The organism is Streptomyces nogalater, from assembly GCF_039532885.1.
Classification (GTDB): Bacteria; Actinomycetota; Actinomycetes; order Streptomycetales; family Streptomycetaceae; genus Streptomyces; species Streptomyces nogalater.
The window spans coordinates 42,563-63,949 of sequence record NZ_BAAASM010000043.1 but is presented as its reverse complement, the minus strand read 5'-3'; the positions used below and the strand labels follow the sequence as shown (position 1 = coordinate 63,949).

The window sequence follows — 21,387 nt, the reverse complement described above, 5'->3', positions numbered from 1 at the left end:
GTCCGAGGGCTCGGCGAACCGCCACGGCCGCCTTCCGGGGCAGGCGGGCAGGCAGGCAGAGGCCCGGGGGCCCAGGGGCCGAGTGGCTGCCCGGTGGTCCGTCGGGACTGCCTGCCTCCGGCGGGGGCGCGCCCGGGCGAACGCCTGGCGGGTCCGCGCGGGGCCGCACGAAGCCTGCGCCCGACCGGCCGCACGGAGGCTGAAGGGCGCGCCCCGGGGAACGCCTGGCGGGTCGACGCGGGGCCGTCCGCAGCCGGGCCGGTCGCCCACCGCCCGCACAGGGACCGAACGGTCGCCCGGCACGCCGACACGGCTGTGTCCCGGGAAGAGCGGAAGCGTGGGAAACCCGAGCCCGCGAGCCTGCCCGGCACACAAGCCGGCTTCACCCCGGCGCCGGCAGGCGGGTGCGGACCCCGGCGAGTGACTCACGAGTCGGTGTGGAACCGCCCGAGGCCGAGCCACTCCGGCCGGCCGCATGGGGCGGCACTCGCTCAGTGGCCCCTCGCCCCCGCACACCCCGCCCCGGCCGACGCGCTCCCAACCCGCCCCGGCACGGTGCCTCGGCCCCGTGCCATAGAGAGGGGACGCATCCGCCCGTCAATGCCCTCCCCCGCACGGCCTCGCCGCCGTCAGGCCGGAAACGGGACTCCCCCAGGCGTCAGCCCGCCGGAGTCTCCGGTGGCCGGCCTGTGGGGAGGGGTGCCGTTGGCAGGGACCAGGGGAGTTCGATGGAGACCGTCTTGCCGCCCTCGTTGGTCGGGCGGACCCGGAGGCGGCCGCCGCACTCCGCGGTGAGCCAGCGGATGATCACCATGCCGCGCCCATTGTCCTGCTGGACCGCGGCGGGCAGTCTCTTCGGAAAGCGGGGATGGCTGTCCGTGACGCCGATGCGCAACTGTTCGTCATGGTGCAGCGCGATGTCGACAGTGAAGGTGGGTGACTGGCCGAAGGTGTGCTGTACGGCGTTGGTGGCGAGTTCGGACACGATGAGCCGGACGGTGTCGGCCGTCTCGGTGTCCGACGGCAGGCCCCACTCCGCGAGGGTGCCCACGACATAGGAGCGCGCGGCCGAGACCGAGGCGGGATCGCTCGGCAGAGTGACGGAGGCTTCCAGATGGTCTGCCATGGCGACGTCGTCCCTTTCCCAACGGGACCGCGGTCCGCCATACAGCGGTGGGTTCGAGTACGGTCCCGGACTGGTGCTTGTCCGTCAGACTGCCATCACCGGGACGGTCACGGGGGGCGATCCACCAAGATATGCATATATCTGTCGCTCGAAGCGGTGAACTCTGCGACGCGAGACCGTATAGGGGCGGTCCGGACGGAGTAAGGAGGAGCCCATGCAGAACGGTCCCGCGGTACGCCGCCGCAAGCTGGGCGCCGAACTGCGCACGCTGCGCACCGGCGCCGGGCTGACCAGTGGTGAGGCGGCCCGGCTGGTCGGCTGGCACCAGTCGAAGGTGAGCCGTATCGAGACCGGCGCCAGCGGCGTGAAACCGGCCGATTTACGGTTGCTGCTGGACGCCTACGGGGTGCGGGACAGGCATCTGCGCGAGTTGCTGCTGATACTGGCGGGGTCGGAGGAGACGAGCGGCCGGCACCGCTGGTGGCACGCCTACCGGGGCGTACTGCCGCCCACCTACCGCGATTTCATCAGCCTGGAGTCACAGGCGAGCGCGATGCGCACCCTGGAGACCACGGTGGTGCCCGGTCTGTTGCAGACCGCCGAGTACGCCCGCGCGGTGACCCGGGCCGCCGTGAAGGACCTGGACGAGGACCGCCTGGACACCCTGGTGGAGGTGCGGCTGGCCCGGCAGGACGTGCTGCGGTCGGATCCGCCGCTGGCGCTGAGCGCCGTACTGGACGAGGCGGTGCTGCGCCGCGAGGTGGGCGGTCCCGGGGTGATGGCCCGGCAGCGCCGGCGGCTGATGGAGGCCGCCCGCCTGCCGCAGGTACGGCTCCAGGTGCTGCCCTTCACGGCGGGGGCGCATATCGGCCTCACCGGGCCTTTCGTTATCTTCTCATTTCCGAGCACTGCTGATCTGGACGTGGTTGTTCTCGACCAGTTGACGAGTAGCCTCTACCTGGAACGGAAAGAAGACCTCATGGCCTACTCCGAGGCCTTCAGCACCCTTCAGTTCCACGCCCTTTCCCCCGAGGACTCGTTGGACTACATCGCCGGGATAGGTGACGGCGCGTAAGGAGGCACCATGTCAGCTCTGCCTCGGAACGTCCCTGCCAGTACCGATCTGCACGAGGTGCGCTGGCTGCGCAGCAGCCGCAGCACGGGCGCGAACAACTGCGTGGAGACGGCACGGCCGCGCTCCGGCCCCGCGGCCGGACTGCTCGCCGTGCGCGACTCGAAGGACCCCGCAGGACCCGCCCTGCTCTTCTCCCCGGAGAGCTGGACGGGCTTTGTCAGCGCCCTCTGACCACCCTCTGACCAACCCCCGACCGACCCCCGACCAACTTCTGTCCGCTCTCTGATCGGATTCGTTCAGTCTTTCGTCGTTTCGTGTGATGCACGGCCGTGTCACGCCGACTCATGGTCGCGTCTCGCCGATGACGCGTACAGCGCGTTCGATCTCGGCCCCGGAGAGATCCGCGCGGGCGGTCAGCCTCAGCCGTGAGATGCCGTCGGGCACGGAAGGAGGACGGAAACAGCCCACGGCCAGACCCGCCGAACGGCAGTCGGCCGCCCAGCGCACCGCCCGCTCCGGGGACGGAGCCCGCACGGAGACCACCGCGGCGTCCGGACGTACCGCCTCCAGACCCGCGGCGGTCAGCCGTGCGTGCAGTTCCGCGGCCACCTCGCGGGCGCGTGCCGCCCGTTCCGGCTCGCGCTCCAGCAGCCGCAGCGCCGCCAGCGCGGCACCGGCCGCCGCCGGCGCCAGGCCCGTGTCGAAGATGAACGTCCGGGCCGCGTTCACCAGGTGGTCGATCACCCGCGCCGGGCCCAGCACCACGCCGCCCTGACTGCCGAGCGACTTGGACAGGGTGGCCGTGACCACCACGTCGTCGGCGCCCGCGAGCCCGGCCGCGTACGGCGCGCCCCGGCCGCCGTCGCCCAGCACGCCGAGGCCGTGGGCGTCGTCCACCACCAGTCCCGCTCCGTACTCCCGGCAGGCGGCGGCCAGGTCGGCCAGCGGGGCGCGGTCCCCGTCGACCGAGAAGACCGTGTCCGAGACCACGATCGCCGCGCCCTCGCGCGTGCCCAGGGCCTTGCGCACCGCCTCGGGATCGGCGTGCCCGACGACCTGGGTCTCGCCCCGGGCGAGCCGGCAGCCGTCGATGAGGGAGGCGTGGTTGCCCGCGTCGGAGACGATCAGCGAGCCGTGCGGACCGAGTGTGGTGACCGCGGCCAGGTTCGCGGCGTACCCGGAGGAGAACACCAGGGCCGCCTCGAACCCGCAGAACGCGGCGAGCGCGCGCTCCAGTGCGGCGTGCAACTCGGTGCTGCCGGTGACCAGCCGGGAGCCGGTGGAGCCGCCGCCCCAGCGCCGGGCGGCCTCGGCGGCCCCCTCGGTGACCTCGGGATGGCGGGACAGACCCAGGTAGTCGTTGCTCGCCAGGTCCAGCAGCGGCGAGTCGGCGGGGCGCGGGCGCAGGGTGCGCACGAGTCCGGCGCGGCGGCGCGCCTCGGCCTGCTCGTCGATCCAGCCGAACGCCATGGGTCCTCCGGTGCTTTTGTAGGTATCGAACAGACCCTAGCCGCAGGGTCGGCCGCCCAGGGTGTGGCGATACCCACACGATCAGCGGGCTCTGTTGTGCCAAGTCTCCTTGGCCGGGAGCGGTCCCGTAGGACAGGATCGTGGCTCATGGACCTGCTGAACACGCTGGTGGACAAGGGGCTTCGGCGCGAGCTGCCGACGCGCGAGGAAGCGCTCGCCGTGCTGGCCACCTCCGATGACGACCTGCTCGACGTGGTGACCGCGGCCGGAAAGGTGCGCCGGCACTGGTTCGGGCGACGGGTGAAACTCAACTATCTGGTCAACCTCAAGTCGGGGCTGTGCCCCGAGGACTGCTCGTACTGCTCCCAGCGGCTGGGCTCCAAGGCCGACATCCTGAAGTACACCTGGCTCAAGCCGGACGAGGCGTCCCAGGCCGCCGCCGCGGGCCTCGCGGGCGGGGCCAAGCGGGTGTGTCTGGTGGCCAGCGGGCGCGGCCCGACCGACCGGGACGTGGACCGGGTCTCGGAGACCATCAAGGCGATCAAGGAGCAGAACGAGGACGTCGAGGTGTGCGCCTGCCTCGGCCTGCTCTCCGACGGCCAGGCCGAGCGGCTGCGCGCGGCGGGCGCGGACGCCTACAACCACAACCTCAACACCTCGGAGTCCACCTACGGGGACATCACCACCACCCACACGTACGCCGACCGGGTGGACACGGTGCGGAAGGCGCACGCGGCCGGTCTGTCCGCCTGCTCGGGTCTCATCGCCGGCATGGGCGAGAGCGACGAGGACCTGGTGGACGTGGTGTTCTCGCTGCGCGAGCTGGACCCGGACTCGGTGCCGGTGAACTTCCTGATCCCGTTCGAGGGCACTCCGCTGGCCAAGGAGTGGAACCTCACCCCGCAGCGCTGTCTGCGGATCCTGGCGATGGTCCGGTTCGTCTGCCCGGACGTGGAGGTGCGTATCGCGGGCGGCCGCGAGGTCCATCTGCGCAGCATGCAGCCGCTGGCGCTGCACCTGGCCAACTCCATCTTCCTCGGCGACTACCTGACCAGCGAGGGCCAGGCAGGCAAGGCCGACCTGGAGATGATCGCGGACGCCGGCTTCGAGGTGGAGGGCGCCGGGGAGGTGACCCTGCCGGAGCACCGGGCCGACGCCGCGCACGGCTGCGGCTCGCACGCAAAGGCGGGCTGCGGGTCGCAGGCGGAGGCGGGGTGCGGCTCGCACGCCGGGGCGGACTGCGGGTCGCACGCGGGCGGCGGGGTGTGCGGCACGGCGAGCGTGCCGGCCTCGGCGGCCGAGCCGCGCACCGACCTCGTCGCCGTCCGCCGCCGGGGTGCCGGCACGGACCTCGCGCCCAATGCCTGAGCCGGGCGTCGCGGAGCTGCTGGAGCTGGACCGGCGGCATGTGTGGCATCCCTACGGTCCGATGCCCGGCCGGGTGGACCCGCTCGTCGTGGAGTCGGCGAGCGGGGTCCGGCTGCGGCTGGCGGACGGTTCCGGCGAGCTGGTCGACGGCATGTCGTCGTGGTGGTCGGCCATCCACGGCTACAACCACCCGGTCCTCAACGAGGCCGCACGCGAGCAGCTGGGCCGGATGAGCCATGTGATGTTCGGCGGGCTCACGCACGAGCCCGCCGTCCGGCTCGCGAAGCTCCTGGTCGACCTGTCGCCGGACGGCCTGGAGCATGTCTTCCTGGCCGACTCGGGGTCCGTGTCGGTCGAGGTCGCGGTGAAGATGTGTCTGCAGTACTGGCGTTCGCTCGGCCGGCCGGCCAAGCGGCGGCTGCTGACCTGGCGGGGCGGCTACCACGGTGACACCTGGCAGCCGATGTCGGTGTGCGACCCCGAGGGCGGGATGCACGAGCTGTGGACCGGCGTGCTGCCGCGCCAGGTGTTCGCGGACCCGCCGCCGGCCGCGTACGAGGAGTCGTACGCCGAGCACCTGCGGGAGCTGATCGCCCGGCACGCCGACGAGCTGGCCGCGGTGATCGTGGAGCCGGTGGTGCAGGGCGCGGGCGGGATGCGCTTCCACTCCCCCGCGTATCTGCGGGTGTTGCGTGAGGCGTGCGACGCGCACGACGTGCTGCTGGTGTTCGACGAGATCGCCACCGGTTTCGGCCGCACCGGCGCGCTGTTCGCGGCGGACCACGCGGCCGTCGCGCCCGATGTCATGTGTGTGGGCAAGGCGCTGACCGGCGGTTATCTGACGCTGGCGGCCACCTTGTGCTCCGCTCGGGTGGCCGACGGCATCTCGCGGGGCGAGGTGCCGGTGCTCGCGCACGGCCCGACGTTCATGGGCAATCCGCTGGCGGCGGCCGTGGCCCGCGCCTCCGTCGAGCTGCTGCTGGGCCAGGACTGGCTCGGCGAGGTCAAGCGGATCGAGGCGGGCCTGGGCGAGGGGCTGGCCCCGGCGCGGGAGCTTCCCGGGGTGTGTGACGTCCGCGTGCTCGGCGCCATCGGCGTCGTCCAGCTCGACCACCCGGTCGACATGCGGGCCGCGACGGACGCGGCGGTACGGGCGGGCGTGTGGCTGCGCCCGTTCCGCGACCTGATCTACACGATGCCGCCCTACGTCACCTCGGACGAGGACGTGGCACGGATCGCGCGCGCGGTGTGCGCCGCGGCGCGGGAGGGATGACATGCGGGTACTGGTGATCACGGGCACGGGCACGGAGGTCGGCAAGACCGTCACCACCGCCGCCGTCGCCGCCTCGGCACTCGCGGCCGGGCGGTCGGTGGCCGTGCTCAAGGCCGCCCAGACGGGCGTACGGCCGGAGGAGCGCGGCGACGCGGACGAGGTCGCGTGGCTGGCGGGGCGGGTCACGGCGGACGAACTGGCCCGTTTCCCCGAGCCGTTGGCCCCGAACACGGCGGCCCGGCGGGCCGGGATGGCGCCGGTGCGGCCGCGGGAGGTGGCCGAGCGGGCCGCCAAGCTGGCCGCCGAGCACGATCTGGTGCTGGTCGAGGGCGCGGGCGGGCTGCTCGTCCGGTTCGACGAGGACGGCGGCACGCTGGCCGACGCGGCCCGGCTGCTGGGCGCGCCCGTGCTGCTCGTCGCGCGGGCCGGGCTGGGCACGCTCAACACCACGGAGCTGACGGCCCGCGAACTGCGCCGCCGGGAGCTGGAGCTGGCCGGTGTGGTGATCGGCAGCTGGCCGGGCGAGCCGGACCTGGCCACCCGCTGCAACGTGGCCGACCTGCCGGAGGTGGCCGGCGCCCCGCTGCTCGGCGCGCTGCCCGCCGGGGCGGGGGCGCTGCCGCCCGCCGAGTTCCGCACCGCGGCCCCGGGCTGGCTGGCCCCGCGGCTGGACGGGACGTGGGACGCGGAGGCGTTCCGCACCCGGGAGGCCGCGTAGCGGGCGCGGTCGGCACGGCACCGGTACCGGCACCGGCACCTGGGCTCGTGCGATGACGTACGACGCTGCCACCCACCCCGCGGTCCCCGTCCGGGTGGGTGGCCGTCGGGCACGGGTCGACGAGCTGCCCGCACCGGCGACGGAGGCGATCCGGACCTGCGGGTTCGAGACCTTCACCCGCTGTCAGGACCTCGGCGGCCCGGCGGGGACAGGCGGGCCGGGCGGGCGCTGGTCAGCCGCTCCAGCCGCGCAGTTCGCGCGCGATGTCCTCGACGCCGGCCGCGCCGTCCTTCACCAGCCGGGCCAGGTCGCGGACCTGCTCGGGGGTGGTGGCGATCTTCTCGCCGCTGGCGATCAGATAGGCGTAGGCGACCGCGGAGGCGAACAGGGCGTTGGCGCGTTCCAGGGCGGGGACGTGGATCAGCAGCTGGAGCAGGGAGGCGGCGCGGGCGTACGGGTCGGCGTAGACGGGGACGCCGAATATCTCGGCCTGGTGCCGGGCGACGGCGGCGACCAGGGCACCCCAGTCGGTGACCTGCGGGTCCCCCGGGGTCTTCTCTTCGGCGAGCATGAGCAGCCAGGCGAGGTCGATACGGAGATCGTTCAAGGAATCCGCTTCAGGGCGTCGGCTCGGGCGGGTCGGCTTCGGGAAGGGGCCTCAGGGGAGGGACGGGTCAGGGGCGGCCTTCCCCGGTCCGGTGCCGTGCGCGTCGGCGAACTCCTCGGCGAACACGGACTCGTACTGCTTCATGAAGTCGGCGGCGGCCTCCACGAACGTGCGGCCCGTCTCCCCGGCGTCCTGTCTGACCAGTTCTTCGATGTAGCGGTTGACGCTCATGCCACGGGCCAGGGCGCGCTCGCGGGCCACCCGGGCGGTGCCCTCGTCCACGCGCACGTTCAGCTGGGTCTTCGCCATACCCCGACGCTAGCGCCAGGGCGCTAGCAGCGGCAAGGGCGCACGGTGGCACGGGGCCCGGTGCCGTGCGCCGGTACGCACGCTGAACAACGCCGATGAGCAGGCCGGCGCGGACATGATGGAATCGCACCGGATCAAGTCATCGTCTACCGGGGAGAGTTCATGACACGTCCGTTCCGCTTCGGAGTCAACCTGCTGGACCCCGCACCCGCCGACGAGTGGCGCGCCAAGTGCCGGCGCGCGGAGGAACTGGGCTACGACGTGATCCTGGTCCCGGACCACCTCGGCCTGCCCGCGCCGTTCCCCGCGCTGGTCGCGGCGGCGCAGGCCACCGAGCGGCCGCGGGTCGGCACGTTCGTGCTCAACGCGGGCTTCTGGAACCCGGCGCTGCTGGCCCGCGAGGTGGCGACCACGGACGCGCTGACCGGCGGCCGGCTCGAACTCGGCCTCGGCACCGGGTACGTGCGGGCGGAGCACGAGACGGCCGGGCTGCCGTACGGTTCGCCGCGCGAGCGGGTGGACCACCTGGAGCGGACGGTCGCGGAACTGGACCGGCTGCTCGGCTCGGACGACCACCGGCCGCGGCCCGCGCAGTCCCGGGTGCCGGTGCTGATCGGCGCCAACGGCGACCGGATGCTGCGGCTGACCGCCCGGCACGCCGACATCGCGGCCTTCACCGGGGCCCGGCCGGGAGACACGCCCGGCACGCTGGACCCGCTCACCGCCGAGGAGCTGGACGAGCGGGTGGCCCGCTACCGCGCGCTGGCGGAGCACCGGGCGGCGCCCGCCGAGCTGAACCTGCTGATCCAGCTGGTGGCCGTCGCCGACGACCCCGAGCCGGTGCTCAGGCCCCTGCTGGAACGGCAGCCCGGACTGCCCCTGAAGCGGGCGGTGGCCCTGCCCATCGTGCTGGCCGGTCCGCTGGAGGACGTGGTGGCGAAGGTGCGGGCGCAGCGGGATCGGTACGGGTTCACGTACCTGACCGTGCTGGAGCCGTTCATGGAGGCGTTCGCGCCGGTGATGGCACGGCTGCGCGAGGAGTCCGCGTGACGGAAACCCGGTAGGCCCGCGAGCCGTTCCCGATCATGATGGGGGCATGACCGACCTGCGTATACGTGCCGCCGTTCCCGCCGACCTCGGCTCCGTGCTCGCCTTCTGGAAGACGGCCGCCGAGGGGACGAGCATCAGCGACGACCGCGCCGGGGTGGAGCGGCTGGTGGCCCGCGACCCCGGGGCGCTGCTCCTGGCCGAGCGAGGCGGTGAGCTGGTGGGCACGGTGATCGCCGGCTTCGACGGCTGGCGGTGCCATCTGTACCGGCTCGCGGTGCACCCGGAGCGGCGGCGGCAGGGCATCGGCTCGGCGCTGCTGGCCGCCGCCGAGGAGCGGTTCGTACGGCTCGGCGGGCGGCGCGCGGACGCGATGGTGCTGGTCCGCAACGAGGCCGCGCACCACGCCTGGGGCGCGGCCGGGTACCGGTCCGAGGAGCACTGGCGGCGCTGGGTGAAGCCGCTCACGGGCTGAGACCGGGAGGCCGGGACGGGAGGACCGGGAGGCTTCTTTGCCCATCCTTTACTCTTGAGGGAGCACTCGGCCCTCTATGAAAGGTTGTGAGCGTCCGCCCATGGGCGAGCCTCCCAGTGCGCGACACCGCGCGTACTCCCCCACCCTGTCCGATCCTGGGACGGGGGTGACCCGATGACCGAAGTGCTCCTCCTCCTGGTGGCGATCCTGCTGTCGCTGGCCTGCGGCGCCTTCGTGGCGGCCGAGTTCTCGCTGACCACGGTGGAACGCGGCGAGCTTGAGCGGGCCGCCGCCCGCGGCGAGCGCGGTGCCCAGGGCGCCCTGAAGGCCGTACGGAACCTCACGTTCCAGCTCTCCGGCGCGCAGCTCGGCATCACCGTCACCAACCTGGTGGTCGGCATGCTCGCCGAGCCCTCCATCGCCAGGCTGCTCGCCGGGCCGTTCACGGCGCTGGGACTGTCCCGGTCCACGGCGGCCTCGGTCGCGCTGGTGCTGGGCACGGCCCTGTCGACGGTCGTCCTGATGGTCGTCGGCGAACTGGTGCCGAAGAACTGGGCGATCTCCTCGCCGCTGACCATGGCCAAGCGGGTGGGCAACGCCCAGCGCTGGTTCAGCGCGGCCTTCCGGCCCTTCATCACCCACCTGAACAACACGGCCAACCGCCTGGTACGCCGGCTCGGCGTCGAACCGGCCGAGGAACTGGCCTCCGCGCGCGGCCCGCAGGAGCTGGCCGCCCTCGCCCGGCACTCCGCCAAGGAGGGCGCGCTGGAGCCGGACACCGCGGAGCTGTTCGTCCGCACCCTGAACCTGGCCGACCTCACGGCCGAGAACGTGATGACGCCGCGCGTCCAGGTCGTCGCCCTGGACATGCAGGCGACCTGCGAGGACGTGGCCAACGCCACCCGGGCCACCGGACTGTCCCGGTTCCCGGTCTACCGGGGCAGCCTGGACTCCGTCGTCGGCACCGCCCACATCAAGGACGTGCTGGCCGTCCCCGCCGACCAGCGGTGCCACCGCACGGTCGCGCAGATCATGCGCGAGCCGCTGCTGGTGCCCGAGTCGCTGACCGTCGACCGGCTGCTGGACCGGCTCGGCGGCCGGCGCACCATGGCCGTCGTCATCGACGAGTACGGCGGCACGGCCGGCGTGGCCACCCTGGAGGACATCGTGGAGGAGGTCGTCGGCGAGGTGCGGGACGAGCACGACCCGCACGAGACGGCCGACCTCGCCCCGGCCGGCGCCGACGAGCGGGGCCGCGCCCTGTACGCGGCGGACGGCGCCGTCCGCACCGACCAGCTCGCGCGCGTGGGACTGCGCGCGCCCGAGGGGCCCTACGAGACGCTGGCCGGCCTCGTCGCCACCGAGCTGGGCCGGATACCCGCGGCGGGTGACAGCGTCGAGGTGGCCGGCTGGCGCCTCGACGTCGTGGACGCCTCCGGCCGCCGGGCCGCCCGGCTGCTGCTGCACGCACCCCTGGACGACGAACGGACCGGCGTGGCCGGAGCGGGCGGCGGAACCGGACGGGGCGCCGGGACCAGATGGCGGGACAGGACCGGACACGGCCACGGGGCCGGCGGGGCCCGTGGGACGCGGGAGGGGACGCGATGACCGCCGTACAACTGCTGATCGGCCTGTCGACCCTCGTCGTCAACGCCTTCTTCGTGGGCGCCGAGTTCGCGCTGATCTCGGTGCGCCGCTCGCAGATCGAACCGCTGGCCCAGGAGGGCGACCGGCGCGCCCGCAGCGTGTTGTGGGGCCTGGAGCACGTGTCCGCGCTGCTGGCCGCCGCCCAGCTCGGCATCACGCTGTGCACGCTGGTGCTCGGCGTGGTCGCCGAACCGGCGATCGCGCATCTGCTGGAGCCGGTGTTCCACGCGGTGGGCGTGCCGGCGGGCGCGGGTCACGCCGTGTCCTTCGTGATCGCGCTGGCCCTCGCCACCTATCTGCACATGCTGCTCGGCGAGATGGTGCCCAAGAACATCGCGCTGGCGGAACCGGTGCGCAGCGCGCTGCTGCTCGGCCCGCCGCTGGTCACGCTGTCCCGGGCGCTGCGTCCGGTGATCTTCGCGATCAACGCGTTCGCCAACGGGCTGCTGAAGCTGCTGCGGGTGGAGGCCAAGGACGAGGTGTCGGCCACCTTCACGGACACCGAACTCGCCGAGATCGTCAAGGACGCCAGCCAGGCGGGCCTGATCGACGACCGGGCGCAGGAACGCCTGCACGACGCCCTGGAGCTGGGCAGCCGGCCGGTACGGGACGTGGTCGTACCCCTGCGCCGGGTGGTCTACGCGCGCGTCGGCGTCACCCCGGAACAGGTGGAGCGGCTGTCGGCCGAGTCGGGGTTCTCCCGCTTCCCGGTGGTCGACACCGGACGCCGGATCGTGGGCTACCTGCACGTGAAGGACGCGCTGGACGCCTCACCCCGGGACATGCCGTTCCGGCTGCGGGACATGCGGCCCATCGCGCGGGTCCGGGAGAGCACCCCGCTGGACGACGTGCTCACCGCGATGCGCGGCAGCCGCACCCACCTGGCCGCCGTGCTCGGCGACGACGGCCGCCTGGCGGGCCTGGTGACCATGGAGGACGTCCTACGGGAACTCTTCGGCCAGCCCACACCGGGGTGACACCTACGGGATCGGCGCCGGGCGACGCCGACGGGGCCCGCGCCGGAGTGGGGGGCGGCGGGGGCCTGCGCCGGGGTGAGGGCAACCGGGGCCTGTGCCGGCGGTGAGGCCGACGAGGCCTGCTGCGGGGTACGGCCGACGGGGGCCTGCGGCGGGGTGAGGGCCGAGACCACCGGTGGTACGGGCGGGCCTCCGCGTCGGGGGCCGAGACCCGGGTGACGCCGGCGGGTCGTCGTGCCGGAGGTCGTGGGTGGGGCGGTGCCGTCTGTGGGGGGACCGACCGGCGGGTATGGCGCCGGGATACCATCGCTGTCGCCATGCAGACGAACCCCACCTCCCCCATCTCCCCCACCTCTCCCCCCTACACCAGCCTGGTCGCGGTCGGCGACTCCTTCACCGAGGGCATGTCGGACCTGCTGCCCGACGGCTCCTACCGGGGCTGGGCGGACGTCCTCGCCGCGCGGATGGCCGCCCGCACGCCCGGGTTCCGCTACGCCAACCTCGCCGTCCGCGGGAAGCTGATCGGGCAGATCGTCGACGAGCAGGTGGAGGTGGCGGCGGCCATGCGGGCCGACGTCGTCACCCTGGTCGGCGGGCTGAACGACACCCTGCGCCCCAAGTGCGACATGGTCCGGGTCCGGGATCTGCTCACCGAGGCCGTGGAGCGGCTGGCACCCTCCTGCGAGCGGCTGGTGCTGATGCGCAGCCCCGGCCGCCAGGGCCCGGTGCTGGAGCGGTTCCGGCCGCGCATGGAGCAGCTGTTCGCTCACGTGGACGAGCTGGCCGCCAAGCACGACGCCCTGGTGGTCGACCTGTACGGCGCGCCCGCGCTGGCCGACCCCCGGCTGTGGGACGTGGACCGGCTGCATCTGACGGCGGAGGGGCACCGCCGGGTCGCCGAGGCGGTCTGGCAGACGCTCGGGTACGAGCCCCAGGACGCCGAGTGGCATGTGCCGATGGCGGCGACGGCCCCGCCGGACTGGGTGACGCGCCGCATCGCCGACGTACGGTTCGCCCGGCGGCACCTGCTGCCGTGGATAGGCCGCCGGCTGACCGGCCGCTCCTCCGGCGACGGCCGCCCGCCCAAGCGCCCGGAACTGCTGCCGTACGAGGCCCGGGCCTAGCCCGAAGTGGCGTACGTCTCGTAGCTTCCGCCCATCCGGGCCGTGGCGCTGGCCTGCACGAATCGCCAGTAGACTCTGGACACGTGACTTCAGCGCCCGCCAAGCCCCGCATCCCGAACGTCCTCGCCGGACGGTACGCCTCCGCCGACCTCGCCACGCTGTGGTCGCCCGAGCAGAAGGTGAGGCTGGAGCGCCGGCTCTGGCTCGCCGTGCTGCGGGCCCAGAAGGACCTCGGCATCGAGGTGCCGGACGAGGCGATCGCCGACTACGAACGCGTCCTCGACACCGTCGACCTGGCCTCGATCGCCGAGCGCGAGAAAGTCACCCGGCACGATGTGAAGGCGCGGATCGAGGAGTTCAACGACCTCGCCGGGCACGAGCACGTGCACAAGGGCATGACCTCCCGTGACCTCACGGAGAACGTCGAGCAGCTGCAGATCCGGCTCTCGCTGGAGCTGATGCGCGACCGTACGGTGGCCGTGCTGGCGCGCCTGGGCAAGCTGGCCGGCGAGTACGCCGAGCTGGTCATGGCCGGCCGCTCGCACAACGTGGCCGCGCAGGCCACCACCCTCGGCAAGCGGTTCGCGACCGCCGCCGACGAACTGCTCGTCGCCTACGGCCGTATCGAGGAACTGCTCGGCCGCTACCCGCTGCGCGGCATCAAGGGCCCGGTCGGCACCGCGCAGGACATGCTGGACCTGCTGGGCGGGGACGCCGCCAAGCTCGCCGAGCTGGAGCACCGCATCGCGGGGCACCTCGGCTTCTCGCAGGCCTTCACCTCCGTCGGCCAGGTCTACCCGCGCTCGCTGGACTACGAGGTCGTCACCACGCTGGTGCAGCTCGCGGCGGCCCCCTCGTCGCTGGCCAAGACGATCCGGCTGATGGCCGGCAACGAGCTGGTCACCGAGGGCTTCAAGCCGGGCCAGGTCGGCTCCTCGGCGATGCCGCACAAGATGAACACCCGTTCCTGCGAGCGCGTCAACGGTCTGATGGTCGTCCTGCGCGGCTACGCCTCGATGACCGGCGAGCTGGCGGGCGACCAGTGGAACGAGGGTGACGTGTCCTGCTCGGTGGTGCGCCGGGTGGCCCTGCCGGACGCCTTCTTCGCGCTGGACGGCCTGCTGGAGACGTTCCTGACGGTGCTCGACGAGTTCGGCGCCTTCCCCGCGGTGATCGCCCGCGAGCTGGACCGCTACCTGCCGTTCCTGGCGACCACCAAGGTGCTGATGGGCGCGGTGCGGGCCGGTGTCGGCCGGGAGGTCGCGCACGAGGCGATCAAGGAGAACGCGGTCGCCACGGCGCTGGCGATGCGCGAGCAGGGTGCCGAGCGCAACGATCTGCTCGACAAGCTGGCCGCCGACGAGCGCCTGCCGCTCGACCGGGAGCAGCTGGCCGCGCTGATGGCCGACAAGCTGTCCTTCACCGGCGCCGCCGCCGACCAGGTCGGCGCGGTCGTCGCCCGGATCGAGGAGATCGTCAAGCAGCGCCCCGAGGCGGCCGCCTACACCCCGGGAGCGATCCTCTGACCCGCGCACCCCGCACCCCGCGCTTCACCCAGGCGGAGCTGGAGGCCGCCCGCGACCGTCTCGTCCCGGACGTGGTCGCGGACGGCCTCCGCGTGCTGTTCTGCGGTATCAACCCCGGGTTGATGTCGGCCGCGACCGGCCACCACTTCGCCCGCCCCGGCAACCGCTTCTGGCCGGTGCTGCACCTGTCCGGCTTCACTCCCCGGCTGCTGAGGCCGGCCGAGCAGCGGGAGCTGCTGTCCTACGGGCTCGGCATCACCAACGTCGTGGCCCGGGCGTCCGCGCGGGCGGACGAGCTGACCGCCGAGGAGTACGTCGAGGGCGGGCGGCTGCTGGCCGAGAAGGTCACGCGGCTGCGGCCGGGGTGGCTGGCCGTCGTGGGCGTGACCGCCTACCGCGCCGCGTTCGACGACCGCACGGCCAAGGTGGGCCCGCAGGAGCGGACCATCGGCGGCACCCGGATCTGGGTCCTGCCCAACCCCAGCGGGCTGAACGCGCACTGGACCACCACCACGATGGCGGCGGAGTTCAGCCGCCTGCGCGAGGCAGCCACCACGACCGACTGACCTGCCCGGACCGGCACGACCGGCTGCCCTACGGACCGACTCGACCAACTGACCCACGCGGTCCGCCGCGACCGGCCGACCTCCGGGCCAACCCGACCGGCTGACCCATGCGGTCCGCCGCAACCCGCTGCCCTCCGCACCGGCGTGCCCAGCCCACCCACCAGGCCGCCACGACCGGCCGGCCTCCCGGCCAACTCGACCGACTGACCCATGCAGCCCGCCGCAACCCGCTGGCCCCCGCACCGGCGTGCCCAGCTCACCCACCGGGCCACCACGACCGCCTGACCCCGCGGTCCGCCGAGGCCCGCCGGCCTCCGGTCCGCCGCGACCGGCTGACCCACGCGGTCCGCCGCGACCCACTGCCCTCCGCACCGGCGTACCCAGCTCACCCACCAGGCCGCCACCACAGGCCGACCTCCCGGCCAACTCGACCGACTGGCCTCCGGGCCAACCCGACCGACCGACCCACGCGGTCCGCCGCAACCCGCTGGCCCCCACACCGGCGTACCCAGCCCACCCACCGGGCCGCCGCGACCGGCCGACCTCCGGGCCAACCCGACCGACCGACCCACGCGGTCCGCCGCAACCCGCTGGCCCCCACACCGGCGTACCCAGCCCACCCACCGGGCCGCCGCGACCGGCCGACCTCCGGGCCAACCCGACCGACTGACCCACGCGGTCCGCCGCAACCCGCTGGCCCCCACACCGGCGTACCCAGCTCACCCACCGGGCCGCCGCGACCGGCCGACCTCCGGGCCAACCCGACCGACTGACCCATGCAGCCCGCCGCGACCCACTGGCCCCCGCACCGGCGTGCCCAGCCCACCCACCAGGCCGCCACCACAGGCCGACCTCCCGGCCAACTCGACCGACTGACCGTGCGGTCCGGCGTGACCGGCCGACCGCCGGGTCGCCACGACCGGCTGACCCACGCGGTCCGCCGCGGCCCGCCGGCCTCCGGTCCGGCGCAGCCGACTGAACCACCGGGCAGCGCGACCGGCTGACCCGCCCGATCCCCGACCGGCCCGGCCCCGACGCCCGGAAGGCCGGGCAGGCCGCGTAGCGCCTTTCGTGTGTGACCGCCTCTGAGCAGCGATCACTCCCGGCGCCTCATCGTTCACCGTCGTACGTCTGTACGCGCCTGGATCCGCCGGTGTACGGTCTCGGGCCGATGGGCTTTGGGAGCGCTCCCATCCCGCTGTTCCCGCTTCACACGAGGAGGAACGCTTTGAAACGCATTGTGGCCCTGCTGGCGACCTGCGCCACGGCTGTGGGTCTCACGGCACTGCTCAGCCCCCAGCCGGCGGCGGCCGCCGCCGGCTGCAAGGTCGACTACACCGTCACCAGCCAGTGGCAGGGCGGCTTCCAGGCCGGGGTGAAGGTCACCAACCTGGGCGACCCGGTCTCCGGCTGGACGCTGAGGTTCACCCTGCCCGACGCCGGGCAGAAGCTCGTCCAGGGCTGGAACGCCACCTGGTCGCAGTCCGGTTCCACGGTCGGCGCCACCGGTGTCGACTGGAACCGCACCCTGGCCACCGGCGCGTCGACCGATCTGGGATTCGTCGGCTCCTTCACCGGCGCCAACCCCAAGCCCTCGGCCTTCACCCTGAACGGAGTCGCCTGCACCGGCTCCGTGGAGGACCCGCCGCCCAACCCCGACCCCAACCCGGGCAACGGCACCCCGGTGGGCGTCAACGGCCAGCTGCACGTCTGCGGCGTCAACCTGTGCAACCAGCACAACCGCCCCATCCAGCTGCGGGGCATGAGCACGCACGGCATCCAGTGGTTCAGCAAGTGCTACAACGGCGCCTCCCTGGACGCGCTGGCGAAGGACTGGAAGTCGGACCTGCTGCGCATCGCCATGTACGTGCAGGAGAACGGCTACGAGACCGACCCGGCGGGCTTCACCAGCCGCGTGAACAGCCTCGTCGACATGGCCGAGGCCCGGGGCATGTACGCCCTGATCGACTTCCACACCCTCACCCCGGGCGACCCGAACTACAACCTGGACCGCGCCAAGACGTTCTTCACCTCCGTCGCCGCCCGCAACGCCGCCAAGAAGAACGTGATCTACGAGATCGCCAACGAGCCCAACGGCGTGAGCTGGTCGGCCATCAAGAACTACGCCGAGCAGGTCATCCCGGTGATCCGGGCCGCCGACCCGGACGCCGTGATCATCGTCGGCACCCGGGGCTGGTCCTCGCTGGGCGTCTCGGACGGCTCGAACGAGACCGAGGTCGTCAACAGCCCGGTCAACGCCACCAACATCATGTACGCGTTCCACTTCTACGCCGCGAGCCACAAGGACAACTACCGCGCCACGGTGAGCCGGGCGGCCTCCAAGCTGCCGCTGTTCGTCACCGAGTTCGGCACGGTGAGCGCCACCGGCGGCGGGACGATGGACCGGGCCGGCACCACGGCCTGGCTGGACCTGCTCGACCAGCTGAAGATCAGCTATGCGAACTGGACCTACTCCGACGCCGACGAGAGCAGCGCGGCGCTCAAGCCCGGCACCTGCGACGGCACCGACTACAGCAGCAGCGGTGTGCTCACCGAGTCCGGGGCGCTGATCAAGAGCCGCATCAGCACCGCGGACTCCTTCCCCACCAGCTGACTCCGGCGGGGCTCCGGCGGACCGGCGCCCCGCACCGGGGATTGGGAGCGCTCCCAATCGGTCTCGGTCCGGACCCGCCTCACGGCGGGTCCGTCTCCGTGACTGTGCCGAGCAGTTGGAAGGGCAACTCCTTGTCCCACTGGGAGACACCGAGGGCGATCCAGCGGTCCGTCTCCGGCGCCCGCCACAGCAGGACGTCCGGGACGTGACCGCTGAGCCCGGCCCAGGGTTCGGCGATCTCCTCGCCCGCCATGGTCCGGTCGAACACGCTGTACAGGCTGAAGTGCCGGGGACTGCCCCACCGTTCGGCCAGCCGCTCGGCGAGGCCGTCCCGGTCGGCCTCGTACTGCGCCTGCGTCTCCTCCCGTTCGCTGCCGCCGTCCTCCCAGAACTCCTCGCTGGTCTGTAAGGCGGCTATGTGATAGCCGGGCCCGCTCTCGCCGTGCTCCGTCCTGCCGGGCACCGCCGGGAACTCCCGGGCGCACAGCGACTCGATGAGGGTCAGGCACTCCGCGATGTCCATGCGGTCCAGTAAAGCGGGCACCACTGACAACTGGTCCTCCGTCAGGCGTCCCGGCGCCGCACGCTCCAGGCGCCCGCCGCGAGGGCCGCCGCCGTCCACACCGCGGCCACCCCGAGCCCGCTCCACGGGCCGAGGGCGCCGTCCCAGGTGCTGTGCAGGGCGACCTGGCCGGCCCGGTCGGGAAGGAAGTCGGCGACCGAGCCGGACAGGTCGCCGATGACGAAGGACACGATCAGCAGGAACGGGATCAGCACGGAGAGGGTGGCGACTCCGCTGCGCAGCACGGCCGCCAGTCCCGCGGCGAACAGGGCCATCAGCGTCAGGTGCACACCGCAGCCGACCGCACCGCGCACTCCCTCGGCCCAGCCGGGCGCGGACGTACCGAGGGCGGCCCGGCCCACCAGGAGCGTGACGCACCCGGTGAGCAGCCCGACGGCCAGCGCCGGCAGGGCGATCGCCGTCGCCTTCGCGGCGAACCAGCGCCCCCGGTCGGGCACCGCGGCCAGCGTCAGCCGCAGCGCGCCGCCGCGGAACTCCGACGAGACAGCCGTCGTACCGAAGGCGACCGCGGCGATCTGCCCGAAGCCGACACCGAAGAACACCGAGAACAGCGGGTCCGCGTCGTCGGCGTCGGCCGCGGCGAGCGCCGAGAACGCGGCGGTGGCGAGGAGGATCGCGGCGAGGGCGCCCCACTGGGAGCGCAAGGTACGGATCTTGATCCACTCGGCGTGGAGGACGGGGACGAAAGGCATGGTCAGGCCTCCTGGCGCGGTGCGGTGAACTCGGCTTCGGACGCGGTCAGATCGAGGTAGGCCTCCTCCAGGGTGGCCTCCCGGGCGGTGAGTTCCAGGACGGGTACGCCCGCCTCGGACAGCAGCCGGCCGAGGTCGTCCACACGCGCGTGCCGCACGGCCCAGGCCCCGTCCTCCTCGCGGGAGGCGTCGTGGCCGTGACGGGCGAGGAGATCGGCCAGGGCGGTGGGATCGGTGGTGCGGATGCGCACCTGGGGCCGTACGCGTGCGTGGATGAAGTCCCGGACCGGTGTGTCGGCGAGGAGACGGCCCCGGCCGAGGATCAGCAGGTGGTCGGCGAACGCGGCGGTCTCCCCCATGAGATGGCTGGAGACCAGGACCGTACGGCCCTCGGCCGCGAGCCGGCGCAGCAGGGTGCGGATCCACACGATGCCCTCGGGGTCGAGGCCGTTGGCGGGTTCGTCGAGCAGGACCACCTCGGGGTCGCCGAGCAGGGCGGCGGCGATGCCGAGCCGCTGCCGCATGCCGAGGGAGTACGTCCGCACCCGCTGCCGGGCCACGGCGGCGAGGCCGGTCTCCTCCAGGACCGTGTCGACCCGGCGGGCGGGTATCCGGTTGCTCGTGGCGAGGGCCAGCAGATGGGCGTGGGCGGTGCGGGAGCCGTGCGCGGCCCGGGCGTCGAGCAGGGCGCCCACCCGGCGCAGGGGTTCACGGAGCCGGGCGTAGGCGTCGCCGCCGATGGTGGCGGTACCGGCGGTGGGCCGGTCGAGGCCCAGAAGGAGGCGGAAGGTCGTGGACTTCCCGGCGCCGTTGGGGCCGAGGAAGCCGGTGACCCGGCCGGGGCGGACGCTGAAGGTGAGGCCGTCCACGGCCCGCCGGCCGCCGTACTCCTTGGTGAGGTCGCGTACGTCGATGCTGGTCATGGCGCCAGCCTGGCCGGGCGCGGCAGCCTGGTCCTCCCCTGCCGGGGGGGATCGTCTCCCCCGTGCGGGGGAGGCCCGTTGTCGGTGCCGGCTGCGACGATGAGTCCATGGTCCGCCTTCTGCGTCCGCTGCTGTGCGCGACGACGTACACGCGCATGCTGCATCTGTGGGTGCCGATGCTGATGGTCAGCGTCTGGCTCTTCGTCGACCCGTCGACTCCGTGGATGCCCGCGCTGTTCCTCGTCCCGCTCGGTCTGGTGCCCGCGGTGCGGCGGGGCGAGGGGGTGCAGGCGCGGCTGATGCTCACGCCCGGGGAGCCGGAGCCGGGCATCTCCGAGGCGCCGGCGGCGACCTGGCGGGACCGGCTGCGCACGGTGCTGTGGCTGGAGCTGCGCATGGTGCTCGGCGCCGCGGCCATGTTCGCGTCCGTGTGGCTGCCCATCGCCGCCTTCGAACTGGCGCTGTGCGCATGGGGCGGACCGCCCGTCGGGATGCCGCTGCTGGACCGGCTGCCGTCGCACCCCGCCTGGGCCCTGCTGACGCCGCTGCCGCTGGTCGTCCTCTACGGCGTGGCCGTCGGTCTCGGCGAGCTGATCACGGCCGCCGCGCGCCGGCTGCTCGGGCCGTCGGCGGCCGAGCGGCTGGCCGCGCTGGAGCAGCGCACCGAGCAGCTGCTGGAACGCACCCGGATCGCGCGGGAGTTGCACGACTCGATCGGGCACGCCCTGACGCTGGCGGTGGTGCAGGCGGGTGCCGCGCGGGCGGCCGGTGATCCGGAGTTCACGGACCGGGCGCTGGCCGCCATCGAGGACACCGGCCGGGCCGCGCTGGAGGACCTGGAGCGGGTGCTGGGCGTGCTGCGGGAGGCCGAGCGGCCGCTGAGCACGCGGCCCACCCTGGCCGACGCGGGCCGGCTGCTGGAGTCGGCTCGGGCCTCGGGTGCGAAGGTCGACGCCGAGGTGACGGGTCCGGTGGAGGCCGTACCGGGACCGGTGTCCCGCGAGGGCTACCGCATCCTCCAGGAGGCCCTCACCAATGCGCTGCGGCACGCGGGAGCGGTGCCGGTGCGGGTCCGGGTCGCGGTCGCCGGGGGCACGCTCGCCCTGGAGGTGCGCAATCCGCTGCCGGGCGCGATACCCGGCCCGGGGCGGGGCAGCGGTCTGCGGGGCATACGGGAGCGGGCCGCGCTGCTCGGCGGCACCGCCGTCACCGGCCCGGAGGCGGGCGACTGGAGGGTGCGGGCGGAACTGCCGCTCGGGTGATCTAG

Annotated in this window: 21 protein-coding genes; 14 read left to right on the top strand and 7 right to left on the bottom strand. The window is 73.5% G+C overall.

Features of this window, described 5'->3' with window-relative positions; translation table 11 throughout:
• Nucleotides 1–658: 658 nt before the first annotated feature.
• Entirely contained in the window at nucleotides 659–1,126 is a 468-nt protein-coding gene (locus tag ABD350_RS27280) for an ATP-binding protein (RefSeq protein ID WP_344351120.1), read from the bottom strand.
• 214 nt (nucleotides 1,127–1,340) lie between these two features.
• On the opposite strand from ABD350_RS27280, the gene ABD350_RS27275 reads away from it, so the two are divergent.
• Complete coding sequence (locus tag ABD350_RS27275; protein ID WP_344351118.1) at nucleotides 1,341–2,201, top strand: helix-turn-helix domain-containing protein; 861 nt, start codon at nucleotides 1,341–1,343, stop codon at nucleotides 2,199–2,201.
• A 9-nt stretch (nucleotides 2,202–2,210) separates the two neighbouring features.
• Nucleotides 2,211–2,432, top strand: a complete 222-nt coding sequence (locus ABD350_RS27270; RefSeq protein WP_344351116.1) for a DUF397 domain-containing protein — start codon at nucleotides 2,211–2,213, stop codon at nucleotides 2,430–2,432.
• Nucleotides 2,433–2,543: 111 nt separating this feature from the next.
• On the opposite strand, the gene ABD350_RS27265 is transcribed toward ABD350_RS27270, so the two are convergent.
• Nucleotides 2,544–3,671, bottom strand: coding sequence for an 8-amino-7-oxononanoate synthase (locus ABD350_RS27265; RefSeq protein ID WP_344351114.1), 1,128 nt, complete (start codon nucleotides 3,669–3,671; stop codon nucleotides 2,544–2,546).
• Between the two features lie 147 nt (nucleotides 3,672–3,818).
• Here ABD350_RS27265 and bioB point away from each other — a divergent pair, with 147 nt between their 5' ends.
• Genes bioB through bioD form a run of 3 tightly spaced genes read left to right on the top strand, consistent with a single transcriptional unit; the run spans nucleotide 3,819 to nucleotide 7,030 of the window.
• Nucleotides 3,819–5,039 carry a biotin synthase BioB gene (bioB, locus tag ABD350_RS27260; protein WP_344351112.1) on the top strand — a complete coding sequence of 407 codons (1,221 nt, stop codon included), beginning with the start codon at nucleotides 3,819–3,821 and terminating at the stop codon, nucleotides 5,037–5,039.
• Nucleotides 5,032–6,312: an adenosylmethionine--8-amino-7-oxononanoate transaminase gene (locus tag ABD350_RS27255; RefSeq protein WP_344351110.1), complete on the top strand. Its 1,281-nt coding sequence runs from the start codon at nucleotides 5,032–5,034 to the stop codon at nucleotides 6,310–6,312. Before bioB ends, ABD350_RS27255 begins: the two co-directional genes overlap by 8 nt.
• Before the next feature lies 1 nt (nucleotide 6,313).
• Nucleotides 6,314–7,030, top strand: coding sequence for a dethiobiotin synthase (bioD, locus tag ABD350_RS27250; RefSeq protein WP_344351108.1), 717 nt, complete (start codon nucleotides 6,314–6,316; stop codon nucleotides 7,028–7,030).
• Nucleotides 7,031–7,262: 232 nt separating this feature from the next.
• On the opposite strand, the gene ABD350_RS27245 is transcribed toward bioD, so the two are convergent.
• Together ABD350_RS27245 and ABD350_RS27240 are read right to left on the bottom strand one after the other, a co-directional pair.
• A complete protein-coding gene (locus tag ABD350_RS27245; RefSeq protein ID WP_344351106.1) occupies nucleotides 7,263–7,637 on the bottom strand; it encodes a fic family toxin-antitoxin system, toxin component in 375 nt (124 codons plus the stop codon).
• A gap of 51 nt (nucleotides 7,638–7,688) precedes the next feature.
• Nucleotides 7,689–7,946: a toxin-antitoxin system HicB family antitoxin gene (locus ABD350_RS27240; RefSeq protein ID WP_344351104.1), complete on the bottom strand. Its 258-nt coding sequence runs from the start codon at nucleotides 7,944–7,946 to the stop codon at nucleotides 7,689–7,691.
• A gap of 162 nt (nucleotides 7,947–8,108) precedes the next feature.
• On the opposite strand from ABD350_RS27240, the gene ABD350_RS27235 reads away from it, so the two are divergent.
• The 8 genes from ABD350_RS27235 (at nucleotide 8,109) to ABD350_RS27200 (ending at nucleotide 17,922) form a co-directional block, all read left to right on the top strand.
• Nucleotides 8,109–8,996 carry an LLM class F420-dependent oxidoreductase gene (locus ABD350_RS27235; RefSeq protein WP_344351103.1) on the top strand — a complete coding sequence of 296 codons (888 nt, stop codon included), beginning with the start codon at nucleotides 8,109–8,111 and terminating at the stop codon, nucleotides 8,994–8,996.
• Between the two features lie 46 nt (nucleotides 8,997–9,042).
• Entirely contained in the window at nucleotides 9,043–9,468 is a 426-nt protein-coding gene (locus tag ABD350_RS27230) for a GNAT family N-acetyltransferase (protein ID WP_344351101.1), read from the top strand.
• A 174-nt stretch (nucleotides 9,469–9,642) separates the two neighbouring features.
• Nucleotides 9,643–11,076 carry a hemolysin family protein gene (locus ABD350_RS27225; RefSeq protein ID WP_344351099.1) on the top strand — a complete coding sequence of 478 codons (1,434 nt, stop codon included), beginning with the start codon at nucleotides 9,643–9,645 and terminating at the stop codon, nucleotides 11,074–11,076.
• Nucleotides 11,073–12,092, top strand: coding sequence for a hemolysin family protein (locus ABD350_RS27220; protein ID WP_344351097.1), 1,020 nt, complete (start codon nucleotides 11,073–11,075; stop codon nucleotides 12,090–12,092). The genes ABD350_RS27225 and ABD350_RS27220 overlap by 4 nt, the downstream gene beginning before the upstream one ends.
• Before the next feature lie 317 nt (nucleotides 12,093–12,409).
• The gene (locus ABD350_RS27215; protein WP_344351095.1) at nucleotides 12,410–13,216 is read left to right on the top strand and encodes an SGNH/GDSL hydrolase family protein; all 807 of its coding nucleotides are present in this window, start codon (nucleotides 12,410–12,412) and stop codon (nucleotides 13,214–13,216) included.
• Nucleotides 13,217–13,299: 83 nt separating this feature from the next.
• Complete coding sequence (gene purB, locus ABD350_RS27210) at nucleotides 13,300–14,742, top strand: adenylosuccinate lyase (protein ID WP_344351093.1); 1,443 nt, start codon at nucleotides 13,300–13,302, stop codon at nucleotides 14,740–14,742.
• A 71-nt stretch (nucleotides 14,743–14,813) separates the two neighbouring features.
• The gene (mug, locus tag ABD350_RS27205; protein ID WP_344351091.1) at nucleotides 14,814–15,308 is read left to right on the top strand and encodes a G/U mismatch-specific DNA glycosylase; all 495 of its coding nucleotides are present in this window, start codon (nucleotides 14,814–14,816) and stop codon (nucleotides 15,306–15,308) included.
• A 1,228-nt stretch (nucleotides 15,309–16,536) separates the two neighbouring features.
• Nucleotides 16,537–17,922, top strand: a complete 1,386-nt coding sequence (locus ABD350_RS27200) for a cellulase family glycosylhydrolase (RefSeq protein ID WP_344351089.1) — start codon at nucleotides 16,537–16,539, stop codon at nucleotides 17,920–17,922.
• A 79-nt stretch (nucleotides 17,923–18,001) separates the two neighbouring features.
• Here the strand turns inward: ABD350_RS27200 and ABD350_RS27195 are convergent, their stop codons facing one another.
• The 3 genes from ABD350_RS27195 to ABD350_RS27185 are packed head-to-tail and all read right to left on the bottom strand — an operon-like array spanning nucleotide 18,002 to nucleotide 20,120.
• The gene (locus ABD350_RS27195; RefSeq protein WP_344351087.1) at nucleotides 18,002–18,445 is read right to left on the bottom strand and encodes a hypothetical protein; all 444 of its coding nucleotides are present in this window, start codon (nucleotides 18,443–18,445) and stop codon (nucleotides 18,002–18,004) included.
• A gap of 41 nt (nucleotides 18,446–18,486) precedes the next feature.
• Nucleotides 18,487–19,197 carry an ABC transporter permease gene (locus ABD350_RS27190; RefSeq protein ID WP_344351086.1) on the bottom strand — a complete coding sequence of 237 codons (711 nt, stop codon included), beginning with the start codon at nucleotides 19,195–19,197 and terminating at the stop codon, nucleotides 18,487–18,489.
• A 2-nt stretch (nucleotides 19,198–19,199) separates the two neighbouring features.
• Nucleotides 19,200–20,120: an ATP-binding cassette domain-containing protein gene (locus tag ABD350_RS27185; protein WP_344351084.1), complete on the bottom strand. Its 921-nt coding sequence runs from the start codon at nucleotides 20,118–20,120 to the stop codon at nucleotides 19,200–19,202.
• A 107-nt stretch (nucleotides 20,121–20,227) separates the two neighbouring features.
• Here ABD350_RS27185 and ABD350_RS27180 point away from each other — a divergent pair, with 107 nt between their 5' ends.
• Nucleotides 20,228–21,382, top strand: coding sequence for a sensor histidine kinase (locus ABD350_RS27180; RefSeq protein ID WP_344351082.1), 1,155 nt, complete (start codon nucleotides 20,228–20,230; stop codon nucleotides 21,380–21,382).
• Nucleotides 21,383–21,387 lie beyond the last annotated feature (5 nt).